The organism is Thalassolituus hydrocarboniclasticus, assembly GCF_025345565.1.
GTDB lineage: Bacteria > Pseudomonadota > Gammaproteobacteria > Pseudomonadales > Oceanobacteraceae > Venatoribacter > Venatoribacter hydrocarboniclasticus.
Map to the genome: position 1 here is coordinate 683,898 of NZ_CP054475.1, position 21,786 is coordinate 705,683.

At 55.8% G+C, this 21,786-nt stretch carries 15 protein-coding genes; 4 read left to right on the top strand and 11 right to left on the bottom strand.

Annotated elements, in window-relative coordinates; all coding sequences use genetic code 11:
* The 8 genes from HUF19_RS02930 to HUF19_RS02965 form a co-directional block, all read right to left on the bottom strand.
* On the bottom strand, positions 1-663 hold the full coding sequence (locus HUF19_RS02930; protein ID WP_260998417.1) for a riboflavin synthase: 663 nt from the start codon (positions 661-663) through the stop codon (positions 1-3).
* 47 nt (positions 664-710) lie between these two features.
* Positions 711-1,820, bottom strand: a complete 1,110-nt coding sequence (gene ribD, locus HUF19_RS02935) for a bifunctional diaminohydroxyphosphoribosylaminopyrimidine deaminase/5-amino-6-(5-phosphoribosylamino)uracil reductase RibD (protein WP_260998418.1) — start codon at positions 1,818-1,820, stop codon at positions 711-713.
* Entirely contained in the window at positions 1,817-2,305 is a 489-nt protein-coding gene (nrdR, locus tag HUF19_RS02940) for a transcriptional regulator NrdR (RefSeq protein ID WP_260998419.1), read from the bottom strand. The genes ribD and nrdR overlap by 4 nt, the downstream gene beginning before the upstream one ends.
* A 146-nt stretch (positions 2,306-2,451) precedes the next feature.
* On the bottom strand, positions 2,452-3,351 hold the full coding sequence (locus tag HUF19_RS02945; protein WP_260998420.1) for a metal-dependent hydrolase: 900 nt from the start codon (positions 3,349-3,351) through the stop codon (positions 2,452-2,454).
* Between the two features lie 352 nt (positions 3,352-3,703).
* Positions 3,704-4,051: a hypothetical protein gene (locus HUF19_RS02950; protein ID WP_260998421.1), complete on the bottom strand. Its 348-nt coding sequence runs from the start codon at positions 4,049-4,051 to the stop codon at positions 3,704-3,706.
* Positions 4,052-4,152: 101 nt separating this feature from the next.
* On the bottom strand, positions 4,153-4,848 hold the full coding sequence (locus tag HUF19_RS02955) for a substrate-binding periplasmic protein (protein ID WP_260998422.1): 696 nt from the start codon (positions 4,846-4,848) through the stop codon (positions 4,153-4,155).
* Positions 4,849-5,060: 212 nt separating this feature from the next.
* The gene (gene glyA / locus HUF19_RS02960) at positions 5,061-6,323 is read right to left on the bottom strand and encodes a serine hydroxymethyltransferase (RefSeq protein WP_145469903.1); all 1,263 of its coding nucleotides are present in this window, start codon (positions 6,321-6,323) and stop codon (positions 5,061-5,063) included.
* Positions 6,324-6,510: 187 nt separating this feature from the next.
* Positions 6,511-9,027, bottom strand: a complete 2,517-nt coding sequence (locus HUF19_RS02965) for a ubiquitin-like protein (protein ID WP_260998423.1) — start codon at positions 9,025-9,027, stop codon at positions 6,511-6,513.
* A 241-nt stretch (positions 9,028-9,268) separates the two neighbouring features.
* Between HUF19_RS02965 and HUF19_RS02970 the strand changes: the two genes are divergently transcribed.
* Positions 9,269-11,686: a DUF1588 domain-containing protein gene (locus HUF19_RS02970; protein WP_260998424.1), complete on the top strand. Its 2,418-nt coding sequence runs from the start codon at positions 9,269-9,271 to the stop codon at positions 11,684-11,686.
* Positions 11,679-12,992, top strand: a complete 1,314-nt coding sequence (locus HUF19_RS02975) for a DUF1501 domain-containing protein (protein WP_260998425.1) — start codon at positions 11,679-11,681, stop codon at positions 12,990-12,992. The genes HUF19_RS02970 and HUF19_RS02975 overlap by 8 nt, the downstream gene beginning before the upstream one ends.
* Before the next feature lie 4 nt (positions 12,993-12,996).
* Here the strand turns inward: HUF19_RS02975 and HUF19_RS02980 are convergent, their stop codons facing one another.
* The 3 genes from HUF19_RS02980 to HUF19_RS02990 form a co-directional block, all read right to left on the bottom strand.
* Positions 12,997-13,932, bottom strand: coding sequence for a GGDEF domain-containing protein (locus tag HUF19_RS02980; RefSeq protein WP_260998426.1), 936 nt, complete (start codon positions 13,930-13,932; stop codon positions 12,997-12,999).
* Positions 13,933-14,042: 110 nt separating this feature from the next.
* Complete coding sequence (locus HUF19_RS02985; RefSeq protein WP_260998427.1) at positions 14,043-15,188, bottom strand: DUF3570 domain-containing protein; 1,146 nt, start codon at positions 15,186-15,188, stop codon at positions 14,043-14,045.
* Positions 15,172-19,344, bottom strand: a complete 4,173-nt coding sequence (locus HUF19_RS02990) for a sensor domain-containing protein (protein WP_260998428.1) — start codon at positions 19,342-19,344, stop codon at positions 15,172-15,174. The genes HUF19_RS02985 and HUF19_RS02990 overlap by 17 nt, the downstream gene beginning before the upstream one ends.
* Before the next feature lie 215 nt (positions 19,345-19,559).
* On the opposite strand from HUF19_RS02990, the gene ettA reads away from it, so the two are divergent.
* Both ettA and HUF19_RS03000 read left to right on the top strand, forming a co-directional pair.
* A complete protein-coding gene (gene ettA / locus HUF19_RS02995; protein ID WP_145469897.1) occupies positions 19,560-21,221 on the top strand; it encodes an energy-dependent translational throttle protein EttA in 1,662 nt (553 codons plus the stop codon).
* A 156-nt stretch (positions 21,222-21,377) separates the two neighbouring features.
* Entirely contained in the window at positions 21,378-21,743 is a 366-nt protein-coding gene (locus HUF19_RS03000) for a PilZ domain-containing protein (protein ID WP_260998429.1), read from the top strand.
* The last annotated feature ends 43 nt before the right edge of the window (positions 21,744-21,786 follow it).

Genomic DNA, 21,786 nt, shown 5'->3' on the forward strand with positions numbered 1-21,786 from the left:
TTATTTCCAGAATCCGTTTTGCGCCAGAAACGCCTGGCTGATGCCAGTGTCCGGTGCCTGTTCGGCGCTGTTGTCCGGACGCAGTAACTGCTCCAGATAACGCGCAATAATATCGACTTCCAGGTGTACCTCACTGCCGGGTTGCAGACCGATTAAGGTGGTCTGCTGGGCGGTGTGCGGCACGATATTCAGCTCAAAGCCGTCGGCGCTTAATGCATTGGCGGTGAGGCTGACGCCATCAACCGTAACCGAGCCTTTGGCAGCGATGTATTTACGCAATGCCGCTGGCGCTTCGATGGTAAAGCGGATCGAGCGTGCATCGGCGCTGCGTTTTTTCACGATGCCGACGCCGTCAACATGGCCGGTAACCAGATGGCCACCCATGCGCGTGGTCGGCAGCATGGCTTTTTCCAGATTCACTTTGGTGCCCGCGCTCCAGCGTTCGATGTGGGTGTGCGCCAGTGATTCGCGCGACACATCGGCAATAAAGCCATTACCGGGCAGACCAACCACGGTCAGACAGACGCCGTTGGTGGCAATGCTGTCGCCGAGTTTGACATCGGCCAGGTCGAGTGTGCCGCTGTTGATCTGCAGCGTCAGGTCGCCCTGAGTGTTTTTAACTGAAGCAACGGTGCCGATGGCTTCAATGATTCCTGTGAACATAAATTACTCGTTTCTTGCGCCGGACGTCAGACGTCGGACGTTAAGCATCAGACGTCGGACGCCAGAGTCATCCTCAAATCATTACCGACCATACGTACATCCTGCCAGCGCCAGCGCAGCTGCTGCTCCATACGCTCAAGCCCTAAGGATAGCAGCGGTCGCGCCTCACTCCCGAGGATAGTCGGTGCGCAATACAGCACCAGCTCGTTGATCAGTCCGGCGGCGGCAAAGGCCCCTGCCAGCTGGGCGCCGCTTTCCAGCAGTACTTCGTTGCAGCCACGCTCGCCCAGTTCCGCCAGCAGCGCCGGCAGATCGACTTTATTCGCCACGGTCAGCGGTGCCTGCCAGATGCTGAGTGTGCCCAGCGACTCATCGCGGCTTACTTTGCAGCGCGCAGCATCGGCAACCGCCAGCAGGATATCGCCGGGCAGGGAGAATATCTGTTCGTTGCCGCTCAGCCGTTGCTGTCCGTCAATAATCACCCGTAATGGCTGGCGCCACAGACGTTGTTCCTGTTCGATGCCGGTCTCAGCCGGGCGTACGGTCATCGACGGGTTATCGGTTAATACGGAACCGGCGCCGGTAATTACCGCGCAGCTTTGCGCGCGCAGGCGCTGGACATCGGCACGGGCTGCCGCGCCTGTGATCCACTGGCTTTCACCACTGGCCATGGCGGTACGGCCATCCAGACTCTGCGCTAACTTGGCGCGAACCCAGGGCATGCCGCTGCGCATACGCTGCATAAAGCCTTTGTTCAGGTCGATGGCCTGAACTTCAAGGCAGGGAGTAATCACCTCGATACCGGCATCGCGCAGCAGGTTGTAGCCACGTCCGGCAACCAGCGGGTTAGGGTCGGAACAGGCGCCAACCACCCGTGCAACACCGGCCTTGATCAGGCCTTCGGCACAGGGCGGAGTGCGGCCATGGTGGCTGCAGGGTTCGAGGGTAACGTAAGCGGTGGCGCCACGGGCGTTATCGCCGGCCATGCGCAGGGCATGCACTTCGGCATGGGGCTCGCCGGCCTTCTGATGCCAGCCTTCGCCGACGATTTCGCCGTTATTCACAATCACACAGCCGACCCGCGGATTCGGGCTGGTGGAGTAACGCCCGAGCTCGGCCAGCTGCAGAGCGCGGGCCATATAGAATTCGTGGTTCATGCTTCTTCTTCCTTACTGTCAGCGAGAGGGCTTAACGGTGAGGAAATGCGCTCGATTTCGGCGCGGAATTCATCCAGATCCTGGAAGCTGCGATAGACCGAGGCAAAGCGCACATAGGCCACCTGATCGAGCTGACGCAGTTCGGCCATCACGCATTCGCCCAGAATACGGCTGGGGATTTCGCGTTCGCCGGTGGCGCGCAGTTTTTGTTTGATACGGACAATGGCGGCTTCAACGTCTTCGACACTGACCGGGCGCTTTTCCAGCGCGCGGTGAATACCGGAACGGAGTTTGTCTTCGTTGAAGGGTTCGCGGGTGCCGTCTTGTTTGATGATGCGTGGCATCACCAGTTCGGCACTTTCGAAGGTGGTAAAGCGTTCGCCACAGCTGATGCATTCCCGTCGGCGTCGGATTTGCTCACCATCGGCAACCAGGCGTGAATCAATAACTTTGGTTTCCGGGTGAGTACAGAACGGGCAATACATAACTGGTAAAGAGCGACTCAGGTGAGCTTAAAGAGGGCGGATTCTAAAGGATTTGCGCTGGCGGCGCCAGAGGCCGGGCGCTTTCCGGATACACTGACAGCCGCGGCTGAGGGCGGCTGTCAGTGGTGCAACGGTTTAGGCGGGGCTTAAGCGCGTTGCGGGTTTTTGATCTGATCGGCGAGCATGCCGTCTTTACCCAGCAGTTTCTCACGCCAGTCGTCCAGTAATTGCACGGTGTCGTGGTCATTCGGGTGGAAGCCGGGCTTAAAGAAGTCCAGATACTGCGGCAGCAGTTTCGGGAACAGGCCTTTCGGGCTCCACAGGTACCAGAAACCTTTCAGGTTGCCCCAGATATCAAACAGCTTGCGGTCGGCCCAGAGCATACGGATATGGCCGATGCCCACCACGGTAAAGAAGAAGAAGGTAACAATCAGCATGGTCAGTACGCGGGTGAAATAGCCACCACCGACCAGGTTGTACACATCGTAGGCTACGATTTTGTGTTCGTTTTCTTCCAGCGCGTGCCACATCCACAGCTTCAGGGCTTCCGGGTCCTGAATATTGGACTGGTGCGATGGGTCACGCAGCAGCTGTTCAGCCAGAATCGCGGTGTAGTGCTCCAGCGCCACGGTAATGGCCAGCTGGATTTTCTTTGGCAGGGCTTTACGCGCAAAGCGCAGCAGAATACCCAGATCGCGGTCGAGGTTGTTGGCCGGGAAGCCGTGTTTCTCGGCCAGATCGTTAAAGGCTTTGTGTTCTTTGCTGTGCATCGCTTCCTGACCGATAAAGCCGGATACCTGGGCTTTCAGCAGCGGGTCGGTGATGTCTTTGCGATAGTTGCGCACAGAGTCAACGAAGAAGGTTTCGCCTTCCGGGAACAGGGTCGACAGGGTGGACCAGAACGTGGTCAGAAACGGGCTGTCTTTGTACCAGTAACGCTTGGTGTCATCTGCGAATTCGAAGTCCATACGACGTGGCGGGATGTTAGCCTTGGCTCCGGCAGTCTGACGGACAGTGCCAGCATCGGCAGTGCTTGCATGAGTCATAACTGATTCCTTTGATACTTTTATTGTTGTTCGGATGTTCGGGCCTGTCGGCAGGCCTTAGTCAATGTCAGCGTATTAAACGCCTGCGGGAGGGAGGGGTGAAGGTAGCAATCGGTCAATATTCAGTGGGGGGGGCTGGTGCGGGTCAGACAGGATAATCGGCTGTTATGGCAGAAAATAACCCTGAGCTGTCCGGGATGTGAACGAAAGGCGCTGAACGGCTCTTTTCCGCGTCATTTCCGCCATCTTCTGGTACAGCTGTCTGGATTACTCCCGGGTTCAAATCAGCCAATGGCTGTTTTGACGGAGATGCGGCACAAACGCCCCGCACTCAGCATGGGCGTTAATTTTATCAGTTAGCGGCGGAAGTCAGATCGGGATGGCTCTGAAACAGGCGCTCCAGATGAACGTCCAGAGCGTCGGTGCGGGTCTGGTAATCTTCGATATGGCCCCAGCTCATAAATATGCTGGAGTTAAAGCCCTGACTGATGTCGTTGAAATAGACACAGGTTTTGCCAAATACCGCCACTACCCAGAAGCCACAGCCTTCATCGCCCCAGGGATGCTGTTGCCAGAGTTCCGGCAATGGCAACCGGATCAGTCGCCAGATCTGGTGCAGTGCGGGGTCCAGCTGTTGCTCGGCATGACGAAGCATGGCGGCCAGATGCCGTTCGGTTACCGGAGTCCAGTGCTTGCTCATGATATGGCATCTCTTTGTGGATAACGGATACAGCAAGGTGCTGCCTGCTTATGTAGCACCCTATGACAAAGCTGTGACAGAGAGATGACTGTGTTGTGTGCTTAATCGCTATCCAGCGGAGGTAGCTGCAGCAGGGCATCATTGATTTTCCGGGCGAGTGCCGGTTGCTCCTGCAGCACGCTATGGGCGATATACAGGCCGAAAGGCTGCACCAGTTCAGGCTGCTCGGTAAACAGCGTGGCCGGCAGCCCCTGTCGGCGTATTTCTTCCCGCATTACCTTACGTGCAACAAAGGCGGCGCTGACGCGCCCGTCAGTAAGCAGGCTGATCAGGTCAGCGGCCTGATGGACAGTATGCAGCGGACCGCAGCCCTGCTGCTCCAGCCAGTACTGAGTGTTTGTATTAATAATGGTTACTGTCGGGCTTTGGCACAGCACGGGCTTTTTCCCGACAAAGTAGAACCAGCTCCAGCGGTTGAGCATCAATGGCCCGAAAAAGTGTGCGTACTCGCTGCGCTTGTTATTGGGGCTGGCGATAAAGAAGCCGTCAACATCGCCAGCCTCCAGTTCTGCCAGAGCGCGACCATAATTTGGGACGGGCACGATACGGTATTCAATCCCGGCAATGGTCAGCAGCTGTTGCAGGCGTATTACTCCGGTTCCATCGGGCTGGCCCTCAGCATTGAGGTAGGAATAGGGCGGAAAATAGGGCATTGCCAGAGTTAACGGACGGGCCTGTGCCGGATTGCCACACAGCAACAGCAGCAACAGGCAGGGAATCAGGGCCGGTAGTGGCATGGCTTGGGTATCTCGTCATCTGAGTTCGTGCTTTAAGCTTAGGCCAGGCTGTCAGCAGTGCCGTTTTTGCTGTCGATAAAGGGCCGTTTTGTTTTATAAAAGTCACATATGGCACCCCATGCTCAGGGCTGGAGAGTCATAACGGCAGCATAAAAAAACCGCCGGGTGCAGGCACCGGGCGGTTTTTTTACAGCGGAAGTATCAGTCGGGGCTTATTTGTAAACCGGGAACTGTTCGCACAGGGCAACAACCTTGGCTTTTACTTCGGCTTCAACGGCGTCGGAGTTGCCGTTTTCCAGACCGTTCAGTACATCACAGATCCAGCCAGCCAGCTCAGTTGCCTGAGCTTCTTTGAAGCCGCGGCTGGTGATGGCCGGAGAACCGATACGCAGACCAGAGGTTACGAACGGAGAGCGTGGGTCGTTAGGTACAGAGTTTTTGTTCACAGTGATGTTGGCGCGACCCAGAGCGGCGTCAGCGTCTTTACCTGTGTACTCTTTACCGATCAGATCCACCAGGAACAGGTGGTCATCAGTGCCACCGGATACCACGTTAATACCGCGTTCGATAAAGGTTTTGGCCATGGCCTGAGCGTTCTTCACTACCTGAGCCTGGTAGGCTTTGTACTCGTCAGACATCGCTTCTTTGAAGCACACCGCTTTGGCCGCGATAACGTGCATCAGCGGGCCGCCCTGGGATTCAGGGAATACCGCGAAGTTCAGCTTCTTGTTCAGCTCTTCGTCTTCGTTGGCCAGAATCAGACCACCACGCGGACCGCGCAGGGTTTTGTGAGTCGTGGTGGTTACCACGTCAGCAATACCAACCGGAGACGGGTAAACGCCAGCGGCGATCAGACCGGCAACGTGGGCCATATCAACGAACAGGTAAGCGCCCACTTCGTCGGCGATGGTGCGGAAACGCGCCCAGTCAACCACACGGCTGTAAGCAGAGAAGCCGGCAACGATCATTTTTGGCTTGTGTTCACGCGCCAGACGCTCAACTTCGGCGTAATCGATTTCGCCGGTTTCCGGGTTCAGACCGTACTGAACAGCGTTATAAACGCGGCCCGAGAAAGATACCGATGCACCGTGAGTCAGGTGGCCACCGTGTGCCAGGCTCATACCCAGAATGGTATCGCCAGGCTGACACAGGGCGAAGTAAACCGCCGCGTTGGCCTGAGAACCGGAGTGTGGCTGTACGTTGGCGTAGCCTGCACCGAACAGTTCTTTGGCGCGGTCGATGGCCAGCTGTTCGATCACGTCAACGTGCTCACAACCACCGTAGTAACGCTTGCCCGGATAACCTTCGGCGTACTTGTTGGTCAGCTGGGAGCCCTGAGCTTCCATTACCCGTGGGCTGGTGTAGTTTTCGGAGGCGATCAGCTCAATGTGATGCTCCTGACGGGCATCTTCGGCTTTCATCGCTGACCACAGTTCCGGGTCAAAATCCGCTATGTTCATATCACGGCTAAACATCAGAGCTTCCTCACACAGGGTGGTAGAAAAGGGGGTTAAAATCAGAAGGGCGGCATTCTAGCGCAAACTGCGCCGTCTGGCACTTGAGAAGGTGTCATTATCGGCGTGAACTGCGCTCATCTGAGCAAGGAAAAATATGACCGTATGGTCAGGAAAACTGACCATACGGAGACGCCTGCAGGAATCGTCAGTGGCCGGCCGGTGCCATAAAGTGCCACTCAATTCCGATGCCGGCATAGTGGCGTGGCTGGTTATCGAATTCAAAACGCTGCACTTCGGTGGTTAAGCCGAAGTCCGGACGCAGCTGATACTTTGTTCCTATTCCCCAGTAGACGTCTGTGCCTGAGTCGGACAGGTTTTCGGTGCGGTCGCCCGGTGCTGTAATGCTGCGGTAACTGGCCTGCCAGTGGAACAGTCCCAGTCTGGCGCGCACATACAGAAGCCCGGACAGAGGGTAATCCCACGCGCCTGACAGAGCGATGCCATGGCCACCCTCCGGATGCACTGCGGTTAAGCGGCGAATCGCATCGCGGCTGCTCAGTTGCAGATCGACCTGGCCAAGATCGGTATAGGACAACCCGGCCGACAGGCGTTCATTAAAGCGATAGCCAAGACCAATACTGCCTGCGGATTGCGTCGCATCTGAACTTTCGAGTTGTACATCATCGTTGTACTGCGCCAGTTGCTGGCGGATATCCTGACGGCGCATAGGGGAGTGAGCGATACCACCACTCAGGCTCAGGTAAAGGTTATCGGCAATCTTGGCCGGTACAGCCCGCGAGTCTGCACTGCTGACGCCACTGACCAGAAGCAGTGCCAGCACTGCGCTTGCCTGTGCTTTGCGGTGACGAAGCAGGCCGATAAAACTCAGCAAAACGGCCCATGGCCAGGCCAGTGAGCCTGCTGCCGCGCGGGTATGGACGCTGGTGCGGCTGGTGGTGATGCCGCCCGGATCAACAATCCGGCCATTGATTTCACCGTCGGCATCATTCGGGCCGCCGTCTTCGATGGTCAGCTGCACGCAATGGTGTCCTGCGTTTAAACCGTCCTGATAACGGCTATCTCCCGGAGGGGGACACAAACCCGCTTCGCCCGGCGCCGATTGCAGGCGGTTGTTGCTGTCTTCGCTGTAGTTGTACCAGCGGCCGTTGAGGTATTTGCGATAGCTGGCACGTTCCGGCAGAGGGGCCAGCTGAGGCATTACGATGCTGACGGCTTCTCCGGCCAGCGGCATGTTGGAAACGACAAAATCAAACACCCCGGAAGCATACTGATAGCCGTTGTCTGTCAGCTCCGGGCGGGCCGGATCTAACAGCGGGCTGTATTCGCCGCTGTCTGCGCCGTAGACATTCAGCGCAATATGCAGGCCGGGTTCGGTCTCAACAAACCAGGCGCCTGCCGCCGGAGCATTGTGTAATGGGTACATCGCCAGCAGATTGCTGGCGCTGGTGGCGTCGGCGAAGTCGGGAATGCCATCGCCATCGCTGTCGCCGGCCCCTTCACTGGCGTCATCAATGCCATCGCCGTCACTGTCTGTGCCGGCGTTCAGAACAGGCAGTTGCTCAACCAGCGTCAGTATTAACGCAGCGCTGCGGTATTGTGGTGCGGCACTATCGTCCAGCACTTCAACCTGAATGGCATAGCTGCCGGGGCTCAGTTGCGCGGCATCGAACTGAAAACGGTTGGCGGATACTTCACCGCGAATCACACCGCTATCCCACTCCAGCGTGTGACTGCTGCCGGAGTCTGAGAACGTTGCGCTGACGGTGATCAGACCTGAGTCCGGCGTGAACAGCTGCTGCGGCCGGGAGGGGGTGCTGTTGGCTGCGGCAGTCAGTTGAATGCTGGCGGCCTGACTGGCTTCATCGATATATACCGTGTGGCGGGTTTTCGCCCCTTTGCTGGCCGCGCTGATCGTGTCCAGTGTGATGATCAGGGTTTCCAGATTTTCAGCGCTGGCGTCTGCGGTGATATCAATATTCAGCTCACCATAGCGGCCGCTGTTAATGACCAGTGTGCCGGCCTGAGCGTTATGGTCGTCGTTGTAAACCGACGTCCCGGAAATACTGAAAGTGGCCTCGACCGGATAAGCGGGCGCATCACCATTCAGGTGTAAGGCCACCTTAACCTGTTTGCCTTCGTTGGTGCGCTGATCCGGTGCCCAGTTGGCCAGAGGCAGAATATTAAGGGTTTGCAGCTGCTGAGCCTGATTGCCCAGACCATCTTCCGCGGTCCAGGTCAGTATGTGTTGTCCTGGCGCCAGCCATTCTGATGACAGATCGTGCTGTACCGGCAGCGCTGTGCCATCACTATCGTGAGCGCTGACCAGATTTTCAGGCAGTTGGGTGAGCAAACCACTGGCATTCAGGGTGACGGTTTCTTCCAGAGTGAAACTGATGGGTGATTTTATAAGCAGGTGCAGGGTGCTTTCTTTCCGGATGTTGTAATCCGATAACGAGCGTCCATCCTCAAGCATTTTTCCTGCAAAGATCAGGCTCTGTTGGTCGGGAGGGATGCCCTCTTTGTCCTGAATTTTGGCTTTGACATTTTCAATGGAGTCACTGGCTTCAACATCAAGCGTGAGGGTTTTTCCTGCAGGCGTTTTCACAAAAATCTGCATGGCCATCGTGGGAACGCTGAACAGCATAATCATAAACATCAGCGCGAATTTTGCGCTGAATCGGGTGAGGCATTGCTTTGCCATAATTATTCTCAGAGGGAGGGATAAAAGGTGCTGGGGCATAGTTTAGCGTTTCGTTGTGCTGGAATTGTGTACATTTGTTTGGCTTTTATAACGATCAGAAACAAGCAGCAGGCAACAGACAAAGACTTATGCCGCGACCTTTGTCACAAGAGTGAATAAAACTACACGACGTTACCTGTCCTTACAGATACCCACCGAAGAGTGATCCATACTGATTGCAGCCAGCCATGACAGGTGCCGTATGTCGCCAGTATTTAACTCCTTAGTTTTATCGTTTCTATTCCTCCTTACGACACTTTTAGCTGCATGTGGTACCGGGGAATATCAGGGCGGGCTGATCAGTGACAGCAATCCGCAGCAGCCCGGTGGTGGCTTGCCGGATGGTAATGGCGCTGCGGCCTGTGCGGCTGAGCTGGAACGTTTCAATACTGAATTATGGGCGCCGGTACTGGCGCCATCCTGTATGCAGTGCCACCAGACCGGTGGCATTGCGGCGGAGTCCGGACTGGTGCTGAAGCCGGCCTCAGTGAGTTCTTATCTGGCTGATAATCTCAGCGCAGTAAATACTTACATCGCCTCTGAGTCTGGTCTGGCCAATATAGAAGCCAAGCCGCTGGCGCAGGTCGTGCACGGTGGCGGGCGGGTGTTTGCTTCAGGTTCTGCGGCTCATCAGGCGTTGCAGGGCTGGCTTGCCGGCCCGGTTGCCAGCTGCAGTGACGGTGATGGCAGCGACGGCAGCGTCAGCCTGTCGGCGTTCTGGGACGAAGCGGTATTGCTGGATAACAATGCCACGCTGCGTAAGTCGGCGCTGCTGTTTGCCGGACGCCTGCCAACAGCCGCAGAGCAGGCGTCAATTGCCGATGGCACCGAGATCAGCCTGCGCAATGCGATCCGCCACTTAATGAGCGGTGAGCACTTCAGTGATTTCCTGATGGAAAGCGCGAATGACCGCTTACTCACCAATAAATTCGCCAACAACCGCACGCCGGGGCTGGATCTGCTGTATGAAGGCGGACGCTTCACCTATATCGAATCCCGTCTGGCACCGTTACAGCAGGCGGTAAACAGTGCCACCACCGATGAACAGCGTCAGGCCGCCAATGAAGCCTTTGGTTTTGCCTGGGCCAATACCAACAGGGCCGTGGCCACCGCACCGCTGCAGCTGATTAACTATGTCGTCACCCACGACCGCCCCTACAGCGAAGTGCTGACCGCCTCTTATATCATGGTGAACCCGTTTTCCAACGACGTGTATCACACCGGAATCAGCTTTGCGGATAACAATGATCCGGACGACTGGCGCCCGGCACAGATTATCGATGGCTATGCCGGTGGGCCATTGCCCCAGGCTGGTCTGCTCAGCTCACAGATGTTTCTGGCGCGTTATCCCTCAACCGATACCAACCGCAACCGCGCGCGGGCCCGTTGGGCGTATTACTTTTTCCTGAATGTGGATATCGAGGGGCTGGCGCTGCGCTCTATGGACCCGGCTGATCTGGCCGATACCAACAACCCGACACTGAATAATCCATCCTGTGCGGTCTGCCACGAAATGATGGACCCGGTGGCCGGCGCTTTTCAGAACTATGGCGACAACGGCCATTACCGCGATGCCTGGGATGGTGATGACTCACTGCCGGACACCTACAAAGCCGGCAGTCTCTATCAGCAGGGTGATCTCTGGTACCGCGATATGCGCGCACCGGGCTTTGCCGGGCAGACACTGCCGGCTGCCAATAATGACAACAGCCTGCAGTGGCTGGCGCAGCAGATGGTGGCCGATGAGCGCTTTGCTTCAGGTACGGTCGCCTTCTGGTGGCCGGCGGTCTTTGGGCGTGAGTTGTTGCCGCAACCAACCGAACCGAGCGATGTTGATTACGCCGACAAGCTGGCCCGTTACAGCGAACAGCAGCGCATGCTTGGTGAACTGGCGACTGCCTTTCGCAGCGGCGGTTATCAGCTGAAAGATCTGCTGGCCGATATGGCAATGAGCCCGGTGTTTCGCGCATGGCAGGCTCCGGCAATGGCGTATTACGGCGATATGGGCGCCGGTCAGTTGCTCAGCGCCGAGCAGCTGAGCCGTAAGATTCAGGCGGTGAGTGGTGGCCTCTGGCATCACACCTGGGATGAAAATTATGACCTGCTGGCGCGGGATTATTACGGCCTGTATGGCGGTATCGACAGCGATACCGTGGTGCAGCGCGGGCAAAGCCTGAACACCCTGATGTATGCCGTGGCCGGTCGTATGTCGCAGGAAATGGTGTGTCAGCGGGTAATCGCCGAATTTGAATTACCCAAGGCACAGCGCACGCTGTTTACCCTGGTGGAGATGACCGATACCCCGGCTAATGCATCCGCTCAAGTGCAGGTGCAGGTTAACCGGCTGATTGAAGTGATCTGGGGCGATCCGCTGACCGATCTGGCGCTGGAGCAGAACAGTACCTACAACCTGTTTAACGAAGTCTGGAGCGAGCGTGTGGCCAATGCGCCCAGTGACTGGCTGTACCACAACGATACCAGCGATGATCAGCAGGACGAGTTCTGTCTGCTCGACTGGGATAACGACGCGGCCCTGAAACAGGACCCTAACCACACCCTGCGCAGCTGGATGGCTGTGCTGACGTATCTGCTCAGTGATTTCAGGATGCTTTATGAATAATGGAATGAATCGTCGCCATTTCCTGCAGTTGCTGGTGGCTTCCGGTCTGGCCGCAGGTCTGCCAATGTCACTGCGCGCGCGTGCGGCAGAGGGTAATTTCACGCCTTACTCCGGCCCGTTTTTCGTCAGCATCGAGGCGGGTGGCGGCTGGGATGTCACCAGTTTCTGCGATCCAAAAGTCAATCCGGCGATCAATCACTGGGCCAGTACTCAGGGCGTGCAAACCATCAGCGGCAGCTCTGTTACCTACGCGCCCTTTGCCCACAACCAGCGCTTCTTCAGCAACCTGCACCCCCACATGCTGGTAGTGAACGGCATTGATGCCCAGACCAACGCGCATCAGGCCGGCCAGCGTTACAACTGGAGTGGCCGGCTGGCGGAAGGTTATCCGTCGTTTGCGGCGCTGGCGGCGGCGGTGTATGGCGCCGGACTGCCGCTGGCATATCTCAGTAATGGCGGTTACAACCAGACGGCAGGCGTCATCAATTACACCCTGATGCAGGACCCCGGTGCGCTTAATAAACTGGTGTATCAGGATCAGTTTCTCGACGGCGGCAGCGGTTGGGATGCGGCAAAGTATTTTCATCGTCAGAGCACACGCGACATCATCAACCGCCACCGCGCGGAACGTCTGGCGCGGTTACAGGCCGCACAGCCGCATATGGCGTCGCGAATGCAGGCGGCGCTGAATCAGTTTGCGGCGGCCAAAGATGGCCAGCAATTGCTGGAGTTGCTGGCGCAGTATGTGCCCCAGACGCTGGTCGATTACACCGATGCTGATGGTTACTGGAACCCGCTGTTGCGTCAGGCGCAGATTGCACTGGCGGCGTATCAGTCGGGGTTATGTGTCAGCACCGATCTGGTGGCCTGGGGCTTCGATACCCACGCCAATCACGATGCTGATCATGCGGCAGCATTAATGCGCCTGCAGAACGGTGTGGAATATCTCTGGGCTGAGGCTGAGCGGCTGGGCATCGACGATAAGCTGGTGGTGATGATCAGTTCCGATTTTGCCCGTACTCCGGGCTATAACGACGGTAATGGTAAAGATCACTGGCCGATCAGCAGCACGATTTTTATGAGTAAGAACGCCAGCTGGGCGAACCGCAGCGTGGGCTTAACCACTGCCGCTCACGAAGCGCAGGCGATTAATCCTCAGACGCTGGCCGCCGACAGCAACGGCATACTTTTACAGCCCAAGCATATACAGCAGGCGATGCGGGAATTAGCCGGGATTGCCGGCCATGAGCTGAGCCAGCGTTTTCCGCTGAATGCGGAGTCGGTCAATCTGTTTGGTCAGCTCTGAGTTTTTATCCCGCAGCAGGCCATGGGGCTGCGGCTTCACAACAGTTACGGCCGTGGGCTTTGGCGCGGTATAAGGCCTCGTCGGCACGGCTCAGTAAGGTCTGTACGGAATCTCCACTGCCTTCAAACTGGCTGACGCCGGTCGACACCGTGATCTGAATCTTCTGCTCTTCCGGCATAGTGTAAATGCTTTGCAGCGCCAGTTGTTTACGCAGGCGGTTGGCCAGAGTCATCGCATCATGCAGCTGGGTTTCCGGCAGCAGAACAACAAATTCCTCCCCCCCCAGACGGGCAAAAAAATCAATTTTGCGCAGGCCGTTCTCATAAAAGCGGGCAAAAAACTGCAATACCTGATCACCGGCGTGATGGCCGAACAGGTCGTTAACCTGTTTAAAGTAGTCAATGTCGAGCAGCATCAGGCACAGCGGGTGCTGATAGCGCTGGGCGCGTGCCAGTTCTTCTCCGGCGCGGTTAAAAAAGTGGCGGCGGTTGGCGGCGTTGGTCAGTACATCGGTATTGGCAACATCGCTGAGTTCTTCCAGTGCTGCGCGCAGACGGGCTTCGGTATCTTTTAATTCGGTGATATTGGTGCCGATAAGGACCAGATGATTGTCGATGGTGACCTGCGTGATTTTCAGCCATTCACCGTTCATCAGACCGGATTCAAAGGTGCGCACCGGGTCCAGACGCTGGCGGCTTTCCACATCATTGATCCACTGTTCGAAGTCTTCGCTGTCGATGCGTACACCCAGCCCGCTGCTGTAGGCATTACGCATCAGTTCCCGGTGCGTCAGCCCTTTGGCCTGCTGGCGGCTGAGACCGAACACGCTGGCCATATTGGCGTTGCAGTAGAGCAGTTGGTTGTTGCTGTCGAAGACACCGAAAGCGTTGGGCGTTTCATCCAGCAGGCGGAAAAGAAGGTCGTTGATCTGGCTGTTCATAGAGCAGACCTCTGCGTGTTTGCAGGCGCTGGAGAGCAGTATAGACAACGGCCGACAGCCAGTAATGTCTGGCGATTATTTGTTCCGTGACAGATGTAGCAGGCCAGGCCCTAGTAACGGTAAAGAATACCGGCGCTGAGCAGCTGATAATTCACCAATGCCGGTGCTTCAGGTGCTTTGCTGCCATCCGGTCCCCAGGATTCACGGCTGCGGTAATTCTGTCCGCTGATGCTGAACTGCAGTGCCTGAGACCAGAGCAGGTCCACACCCAGTTCAAGGGTTATGGCGCCGTAAGCGGATAAACGGGCGTCGTTCGTTTGCGCATTGCCACTGGCGGTACTGGCCAGCGAGTAGAAATCAGCGGCCTGCTGGCGGTAAAGGCGGCTGCCCAGCGTGGCGCGCCAATAGCGCCCGAGATTCTGATACCAGCGCAGCTCCAGCGTGTGGGAATCCACGCCCCAGCTGTCGTGATAAAAGCGGTAATTCCAGTGAGCGGCACCATCCCAGGGCTTCATAAAAAACCGGTACATCAGGCTCAGGGTCTGGGCATCGCGGTTATCCGGGCGCAGATCGATATTGCGGTATGGATCGGATAAATAGCCGCTGCTCTGGCTGTAGCTCAGAGTCAGTTGCAGAACTTCGTATTTATTCAGGATCTGGCTGATGCCCAGATAACCTTCCTGACGCTTTCGGCTCTGGTTATCGGCCAGCTGGCGGTTAACCGAGAGGCTGCTGTCGCTGGGGCTGAGCGTATCGTCCGACTGGCTGATGCCGGCATTGAGGGTGGTCATACCTGACCAGAGTTCAAGGCTGCCGGCCAGATTCCAGGCCAGCGCCTGATAGTCGTTTTCGCTGGAATAATACAGTCCGCCACCGAGCGTGCTGTTGCGCAAATAGCGGGTCAGCTGCAGTTGCGCATCCTGCCGGCTTTCGTCGATAGAGGCACCGCTCATGATCACTTCGCTCTGACCGCTGCTGTTTTCAAAGGTCTGCAGAGGTGAGGCGCCGCTCAGGGTTTCGTAGCTGCCCTGCATATTCAGCAGCCACTGGCCGGCGACAGGGGTTTGCCACTGCAGTTGCTGTACGGAAATCTGATAGCGTTCAGTGGAACCGCTGGCGACCCGGTTAGCAGGCATATCGTTTTCCTGATACTGGCTGATGCGGTATTGCAGCTGTGCTTCCTGTGGCGGTGCCAGGGCATGAACAGGGGCGGCAGCTGCGAGCGCCAGCAGTGCGCTTTTAGCTCTGGGTTTCATAAGGTTGCAGCAGCTGCAGGAATTGCTGTTGGGGAAGCGGTTTACTGAACAGGAAGCCCTGCACTTCTTCACAGCGGGCAGAAATTAAAAAGTCCAGTTGCTCACGGGTTTCCACTCCTTCAGCAATAATGCCCATACCCAGGTTGTGCGCCATGGCAATAATGGTGCGGGTAATCTGCGCGTCATCCGCATTATCGGGCAGATTCTGAATAAAGCTGCGGTCAATTTTCAGGGTATCGACCGGGAACTGCTTCAGGTAATTCAGTGATGAATAACCGGTGCCAAAATCGTCGATCGCTGTGCGTACGCCGAGTTTGCGTAAACCATCGAGTGCTTCCAGGGTGTGCTCAATATCATCGATCAGGATGCTTTCGGTCAGCTCCAGTTCCAGCTGGTCGGGACGGATGCCGGCTTTGAATATGGCATCTTTCACAATCTGCAGGAAATCATCCTGCTTAAACTGACGGGCGGAAACGTTGACGGCGATACGTTGCAGTTCAAGTCCTTCTTTTTGCCAATCGGAAAAATGCTGACAAGCCTGTTCCAGTACCCATTGGCCGATAGGAACAATCAGCCCGGTGTCTTCAATAATGGGAATAAATAATCCGGGGGAAATAAGCCCTTTGGTCGGATGGTTCCAGCGTAATAAAGCTTCAGCAGCAACCGCTTTGCCGTTGCCCGACTGGTGTTGTGGCTGATAGTAGAGTTCCAGTTCATTACGGCTTAAGGCGTGGCGCAGATCGTTTTCCAGCTCCAGCAATTCAACCGCTTTCTGATTCATTTTTTCGTTAAAGAACTGCACATTATCACGCCCCAGATCTTTGGCGTGATACATCGCCATGTCGGAGTTTTTCAACAGTTCAATGACGCTGCCGCCGTCATGCGGATAAATAGAAATACCGATGCTGGCACTGATAAAGACTTCACGCTGGCCAAGAATATAGGGGCGGTTCAGTGCATGCAGAATACGTTCGGCTACCTTAACGGCGGTGTCGGCCGCTTTTTCATTATCCAGCTGTTCGCCAAGAGCAACGGTAAATTCATCCCCACCGATGCGGCAGACGAGATCCTGTTTTTTGGTACAGTTCTGAAGACGCTGTGCGACCTGTTTTAATACCTGATCACCGGCCGGGTGACCCATGGAATCATTAATGGGTTTGAAACGGTCAAGGTCGATAAACAACAACGCAACACACTGGTTATGACGTGCGGCGGTTTTCAGTAATACATCGAGGCGCTCATGCATCTGGCTGCGGTTAGGCAGGCCGGTGAGCGGATCAAAATACGCCAGCTTATGAATGCGTTCTTCAATCACCTTACGTTCGGTGATGTCGGACATAATAATAATCAGACTCTGTACTTCGTGATCCTGGTCGCGGATAGCGCTGACACCAGCCCAGCCGGTACGGATTTCACCACTGGCTCGCTGGTAGAAAATCTCGCCCTGCCAGTAACCTTCAGCGACCAGAGCTTCGCCGATTTCTTCAAAGAAGGTAACGCCATGGCGCTCCGGAGAAATAAGAAAATCGGGGGTACGGCCAATCACTTCTTCATGCTGGTAGCCGGTAATGGAACTGAATGCGCGGTTAATGTTGGCAATATTGAGTGTGCGATCGGTAATTAAAATGGCTTCGTTACTGTTGGCGAATACTTCACCGGCAAGTTGCAATTCGCGCTCAATTTTTCGTGCTTCACCAACATCGCGAGAAATACCCAGCATGCCCTGCAGTTCTCCGCGGTCATTCCACAGCGGACTGGCCTGCAGTTCGAGCAGAATTTCTTTACCGCTTTTACTGGTGGCTATTGCATCTTTGCGGATCATCACATTACGCGATTGAGCATTGGCCGGATCAAGTAATGCCTGCTGAATTTCGTGGTGCATAGCCCGGAACAGGGTGCGGATATCGCGGCGTTTAAAAATAGCGCCGACGCCTTCGCGCAGTAATTCGTCCGGCCTGTAACCGAGAATCCGTTCAACCGAGGAGCTGACGAAATTAAAATTGAGATCAAGATCCGTAGCCCAGATAACGTCGCTCATATTTTCTGCCAGAAGACGATAGCGGCGTTCGGATTCGACAATGCGTTCCTGTTTCTCAATATCACCGGTTACGTCGCGGGCGGTGCCGATATAGCGTACAACTTTACCGTCTTTATCGAGAGCAAAAGGGGTATCACGGAACTTCAGAATACGCAGACTGCCGTCGTAATGGCGGAAGCGGGCAGTGGCTTCACGCGTGGTACCCATTTCCAGTACCCGGTTTTTGTTCAGGGCGATAGCCAGTTTCTCTTCTTCACCCGGTTCTGCGTAGCGCAGCCAGTCATTGGCTTCTAACAGCAGGTGTGGTGGGTAACCCAGCACTTCCCCCATGGTGCGGTTGTGATAAATCACTTTATGGCTGAGATCCGGGGTCAGTTCGACGACGTAAACCAGATCCGGCATGGCGGCCATTACCTTGGACCAGAAGGCTTCGCGTTCGCGGGTTTTTTCGTTGGCTTTTTTGCGTTCAGTAACATCAAGGACGGTCATCAGCGCCTGACCCGGTGTGCCGGAACGCAGGCTGAGGTTGACCCAGAAATCGCGTTGTTCACCGCTGAATATACGCAGTGGTAATTCAAACTCGGTGGTGTTCAGTTTCAGATCAACCGCGCGCTGCAGGGCAGAGCGCAGCTCACGGCTGCCCTGCACCATCAGGTGGCTGTAATCCTGCAGCAGTTGCTGGCGATCCTGAGCCTTGGTCATGCGTACAGCAGCATCATTGATATTGACCAGACGGACGCTTTCCAGCTGACCATCAAAATGGGAAATATCCAGCAGGCAATGGGCAACACCGGCTTCTTCAAACAGGGCTTTATAGCGGGAACGGCTTTCTTCCAGCGCGCTGGTGGCATGTACGGCATCGGTAATATCGCGCAGCAGCCAGACGATGCCGGTAATACGCCGGCCTTCATACAACGGGTTATATCCCTGCTCCAGAATACGCTGTTCTTCACCGATACGGACGGTCAGCTGGCGGCCGTTGTCCTGCAGTAATTCAAGTTCATCGGCGCTCAGACCACGGTTCCACAGCGCCTGTTTATCGGGCCAGACTTCGGCCAGACTTTCGCCAATAAAGTCGTGTTGGCCATTTTCGATCAGCAGTGCTGCTCCTTTGGGGTTAACGTAGTTGATCAGGCCAAAGGCGTCGGTGGAAATCAGTGCGTCATCGATCGACATCAGCACCCGGTCGGCGCGCTGCTCAGTCTGGCGGCGGATAATTTCCAGCTCGGCGGCACGGCGTTCCTGACGGCGCAGGAATATCCACAGAATACCGGCCAGCACTGAGAAAGTGGCCAGTACCACCAGTGGCGGATGAATACGGCTCCACAGCAGAGCCTGCGCATCCTTCTCGACCGGCAGGGCAATAACATCCCAGTGGGTAAAGGGGATGTTGGTACGGTACAGAATCTGTTGTTCTTCGGATTTTGTCAGTCTTGGCTGATGGGACGAGTCGGCGTAGTAATGCTCGCGGATGCCAATGGAATTATCGCGGGTATCCAGCAGCAGCATCTCGAAGCCGGGGAAATTGCCGTTATAGATAATGCTCGACAATTTACTGTAGGAGCGGCGACTGACAAAAATATAGTCATTGCCGCTGGGGGCGCGGAAACGGGTATAAAAGTAATAACCGCCTTTGCCGCCATAACGCAGGGAGAACATGCCTTTATCGCCACCGAGGCTCTGGATATTGGCATAGATGTCGCGGATTTCATCGGCGTGCAGCGGGGCGCCCTGATGCATCAGATAACGGCCGTTATCATCAAACAGCACAAAGCCGGTCAGGTTGAAGAAGGACTGCTTCATATCCTGCCAGAGGCGCACCGCAGCCGCTTCGTCACCGTTGGCAGACTCTTCCAGCAAAGCGGCATAGCCATGACTGAACATGGTGTTTGCGGCCAGTCCGGCCTGAGCCAGCAAGCCGGATTGCTGGACGTAGTTTTCCAGTGTCAGGGCAACTTCTTTATTAAATGCCTTTTGGTCATTGTGCCACTGACGGTAGCCGTTACCGGCCAGAACCAGTGCCAGAAAGACAAAGCTGAGCAGAAACAGCGGAACGTTAATCAGCGTTGAGCGGCGCGGGTCGTCCTGACCCGTACGCTGTGACAGACGGAACTGCATGGTTACAGAGTCTTATCTTTATTAGTTATCATGGGGTAAGTATAGACAGCTTGAGATTGTATAGGCGACATAATCGGGCGCTGATGACATTTCTGTGACTTTGCCCGCAGCAAATCTCCTCTATTGCGCGAAAAAGGGCAGAGAATGGCCTGTTATGTTGCCTTCAGCGGCGCTTTTGAGTAGCTTTGCCGCCATCAGAAACGAGGATTTTTTCCATGGCACAGTATGTATTCACCATGAACCGTCTGGGCAAGATTGTTCCGCCCAAACGTCAGATTCTGCGTGATATTTCTCTTTCGTTCTTCCCAGGCGCCAAAATCGGCGTGCTGGGTCTGAACGGTTCCGGTAAATCCACCCTGCTGAAAATTATGGCAGGTCTGGATACCGACATTATTGGTGAGGCGCGTCCGCAGCCTGACCTGAAAATCGGCTATCTGCCACAGGAACCTGAGCTGGATCCGGCCAAAGACGTTAAAGGTAACGTCGAAGATGGCCTGCGTGAGCTGATTGATGCCCGCGCAGCACTGGATGCCGTGTATGCCGCTTACGCCGAGCCGGATGCCGACTTCGATGCGCTGGCGAAAAAACAGGGGCAGCTGGAAGCCTTTATTGAAGCGGCCGGCGGTCATGATATGGAGCGCCATATGGAAGTTGCCGCCGATGCGCTGCGCCTGCCACCCTGGGACGCCGACGTGACCAAACTGTCCGGTGGTGAGCGCCGCCGCGTGGCATTGTGCCGTCTGCTGATGTCCAAGCCGGATATGCTGTTATTAGACGAACCAACCAACCACCTGGATGCCGAATCTGTGGGCTGGCTGGAGCAGTTCCTGGAGGAGTATCCGGGCACCGTGGTGGCCATTACCCACGACCGTTACTTCCTCGATAACTGTGCGGAATGGATTCTGGAACTGGACCGTGGCCACGGCATTCCGTATCAGGGCAACTACACCACCTGGCTGGAAGCGAAAGAAAAACGCTTAGAGCAGGAAAAGAAACAGGAAGAAGCACACTCCAAAGCCATCAAGCATGAGCTGGAGTGGGTTCGTCAGGGGGCTAAGGGCCGTCAGGCGAAGAGCAAGGCGCGTCTGGCCGCGTTTGAAGAAATGAACTCGCGTGAATTCCAGACCCGTAACGAAACCAACGAAATCTACATTCCACCCGGCCCGCGTCTGGGCGATAAGGTGATTGAGTTCCATAACGTTACCAAAGCCTATGGCGACCGCGTGCTGATCGATGACCTGAGCTTTACCGTACCGCCGGGTGCCATCGTCGGCATCATCGGTGGTAACGGTGCCGGTAAATCGACCCTGTTCCGTATGATTGCCGGTACAGAGCAGCCGGATTCCGGCTCAGTGGTGATCGGTGAAACCGTGAAACTGGCCTTTGTTGAGCAGTTGCGTGATGAACTGGACGACAAGAAAACCGTATGGGAATCCATTTCCGACGGTCTGGATATGATCAACATTAACGGTAAAGACTACCCGAGCCGTTCTTACATCGGCCGCTTTAACTTCAAAGGCGGCGATCAGCAGAAGCGTGTTGGTGAGTTGTCCGGTGGTGAGCGTGGTCGTCTGCAGCTGGCTTATACCCTGAAGCAGGGCGCCAACGTGTTGCTGCTGGACGAACCGTCCAACGACCTCGACGTAGAAACCCTGCGTGCGCTGGAAGAAGCGGTACTGGCCTTCCCGGGCGCAGTGATGGTGGTTTCTCACGATCGCTGGTTCCTCGACCGTATTGCCACTCATATTCTGGCTTACGAAGGCGACTCTAAAGTGACTTTCTTTGAAGGTAACTACACCGAGTACGAAGCTGACCGTAAGAAACGTCTGGGCAACGATGCCGCGCCTAAGCGTATGAAGTACAAGCGTCTGGCGTAAGCCATCCGCATAAGCCGGAGCGACCTGCTCCGGCTTATCACTTTCCCTCTTCATCTGTCATAAACGTCAGCCTCAGCGGTTTGCGATCTCAGTAATCCGGACTAAACCTTTATACATCTGTGGGCATAATGCCCCGGAATATGACAGAGGTAAGTCATGGATTCTCGGCAATTCAAACGTGTGCATTTCCTTCAGCGGGTTCAGGTTGAAACCGATGGGGAGCGGCTTGAAACCCATTGTCTGGATATCAGTTTGCGTGGTGTGTTACTGGTGCGTCCGGAAAATGTTAACTGGCGGCTGGAGCAGCAACTGGTGGTCACCCTGGTTTTATCACCGCGGGAAACGATAGAAATGCGCTGTTCACTGGTGCATATCGATGATGATGTGGTCGGTTGTGCCTGTGATTCGATGGATCTCGACAGTATGACCGCCCTGCGCCGTCTGCTGGAGCTGAATCTGGCTGATCCGCAGGCTGTACACCGTGAACTGGCAGAGCTGGTGCGCCCGAGTTCTGCAGATTAGATCCTTCTCCCGGCGAGCCGGGTGACAAGGTATAGTAACGGCC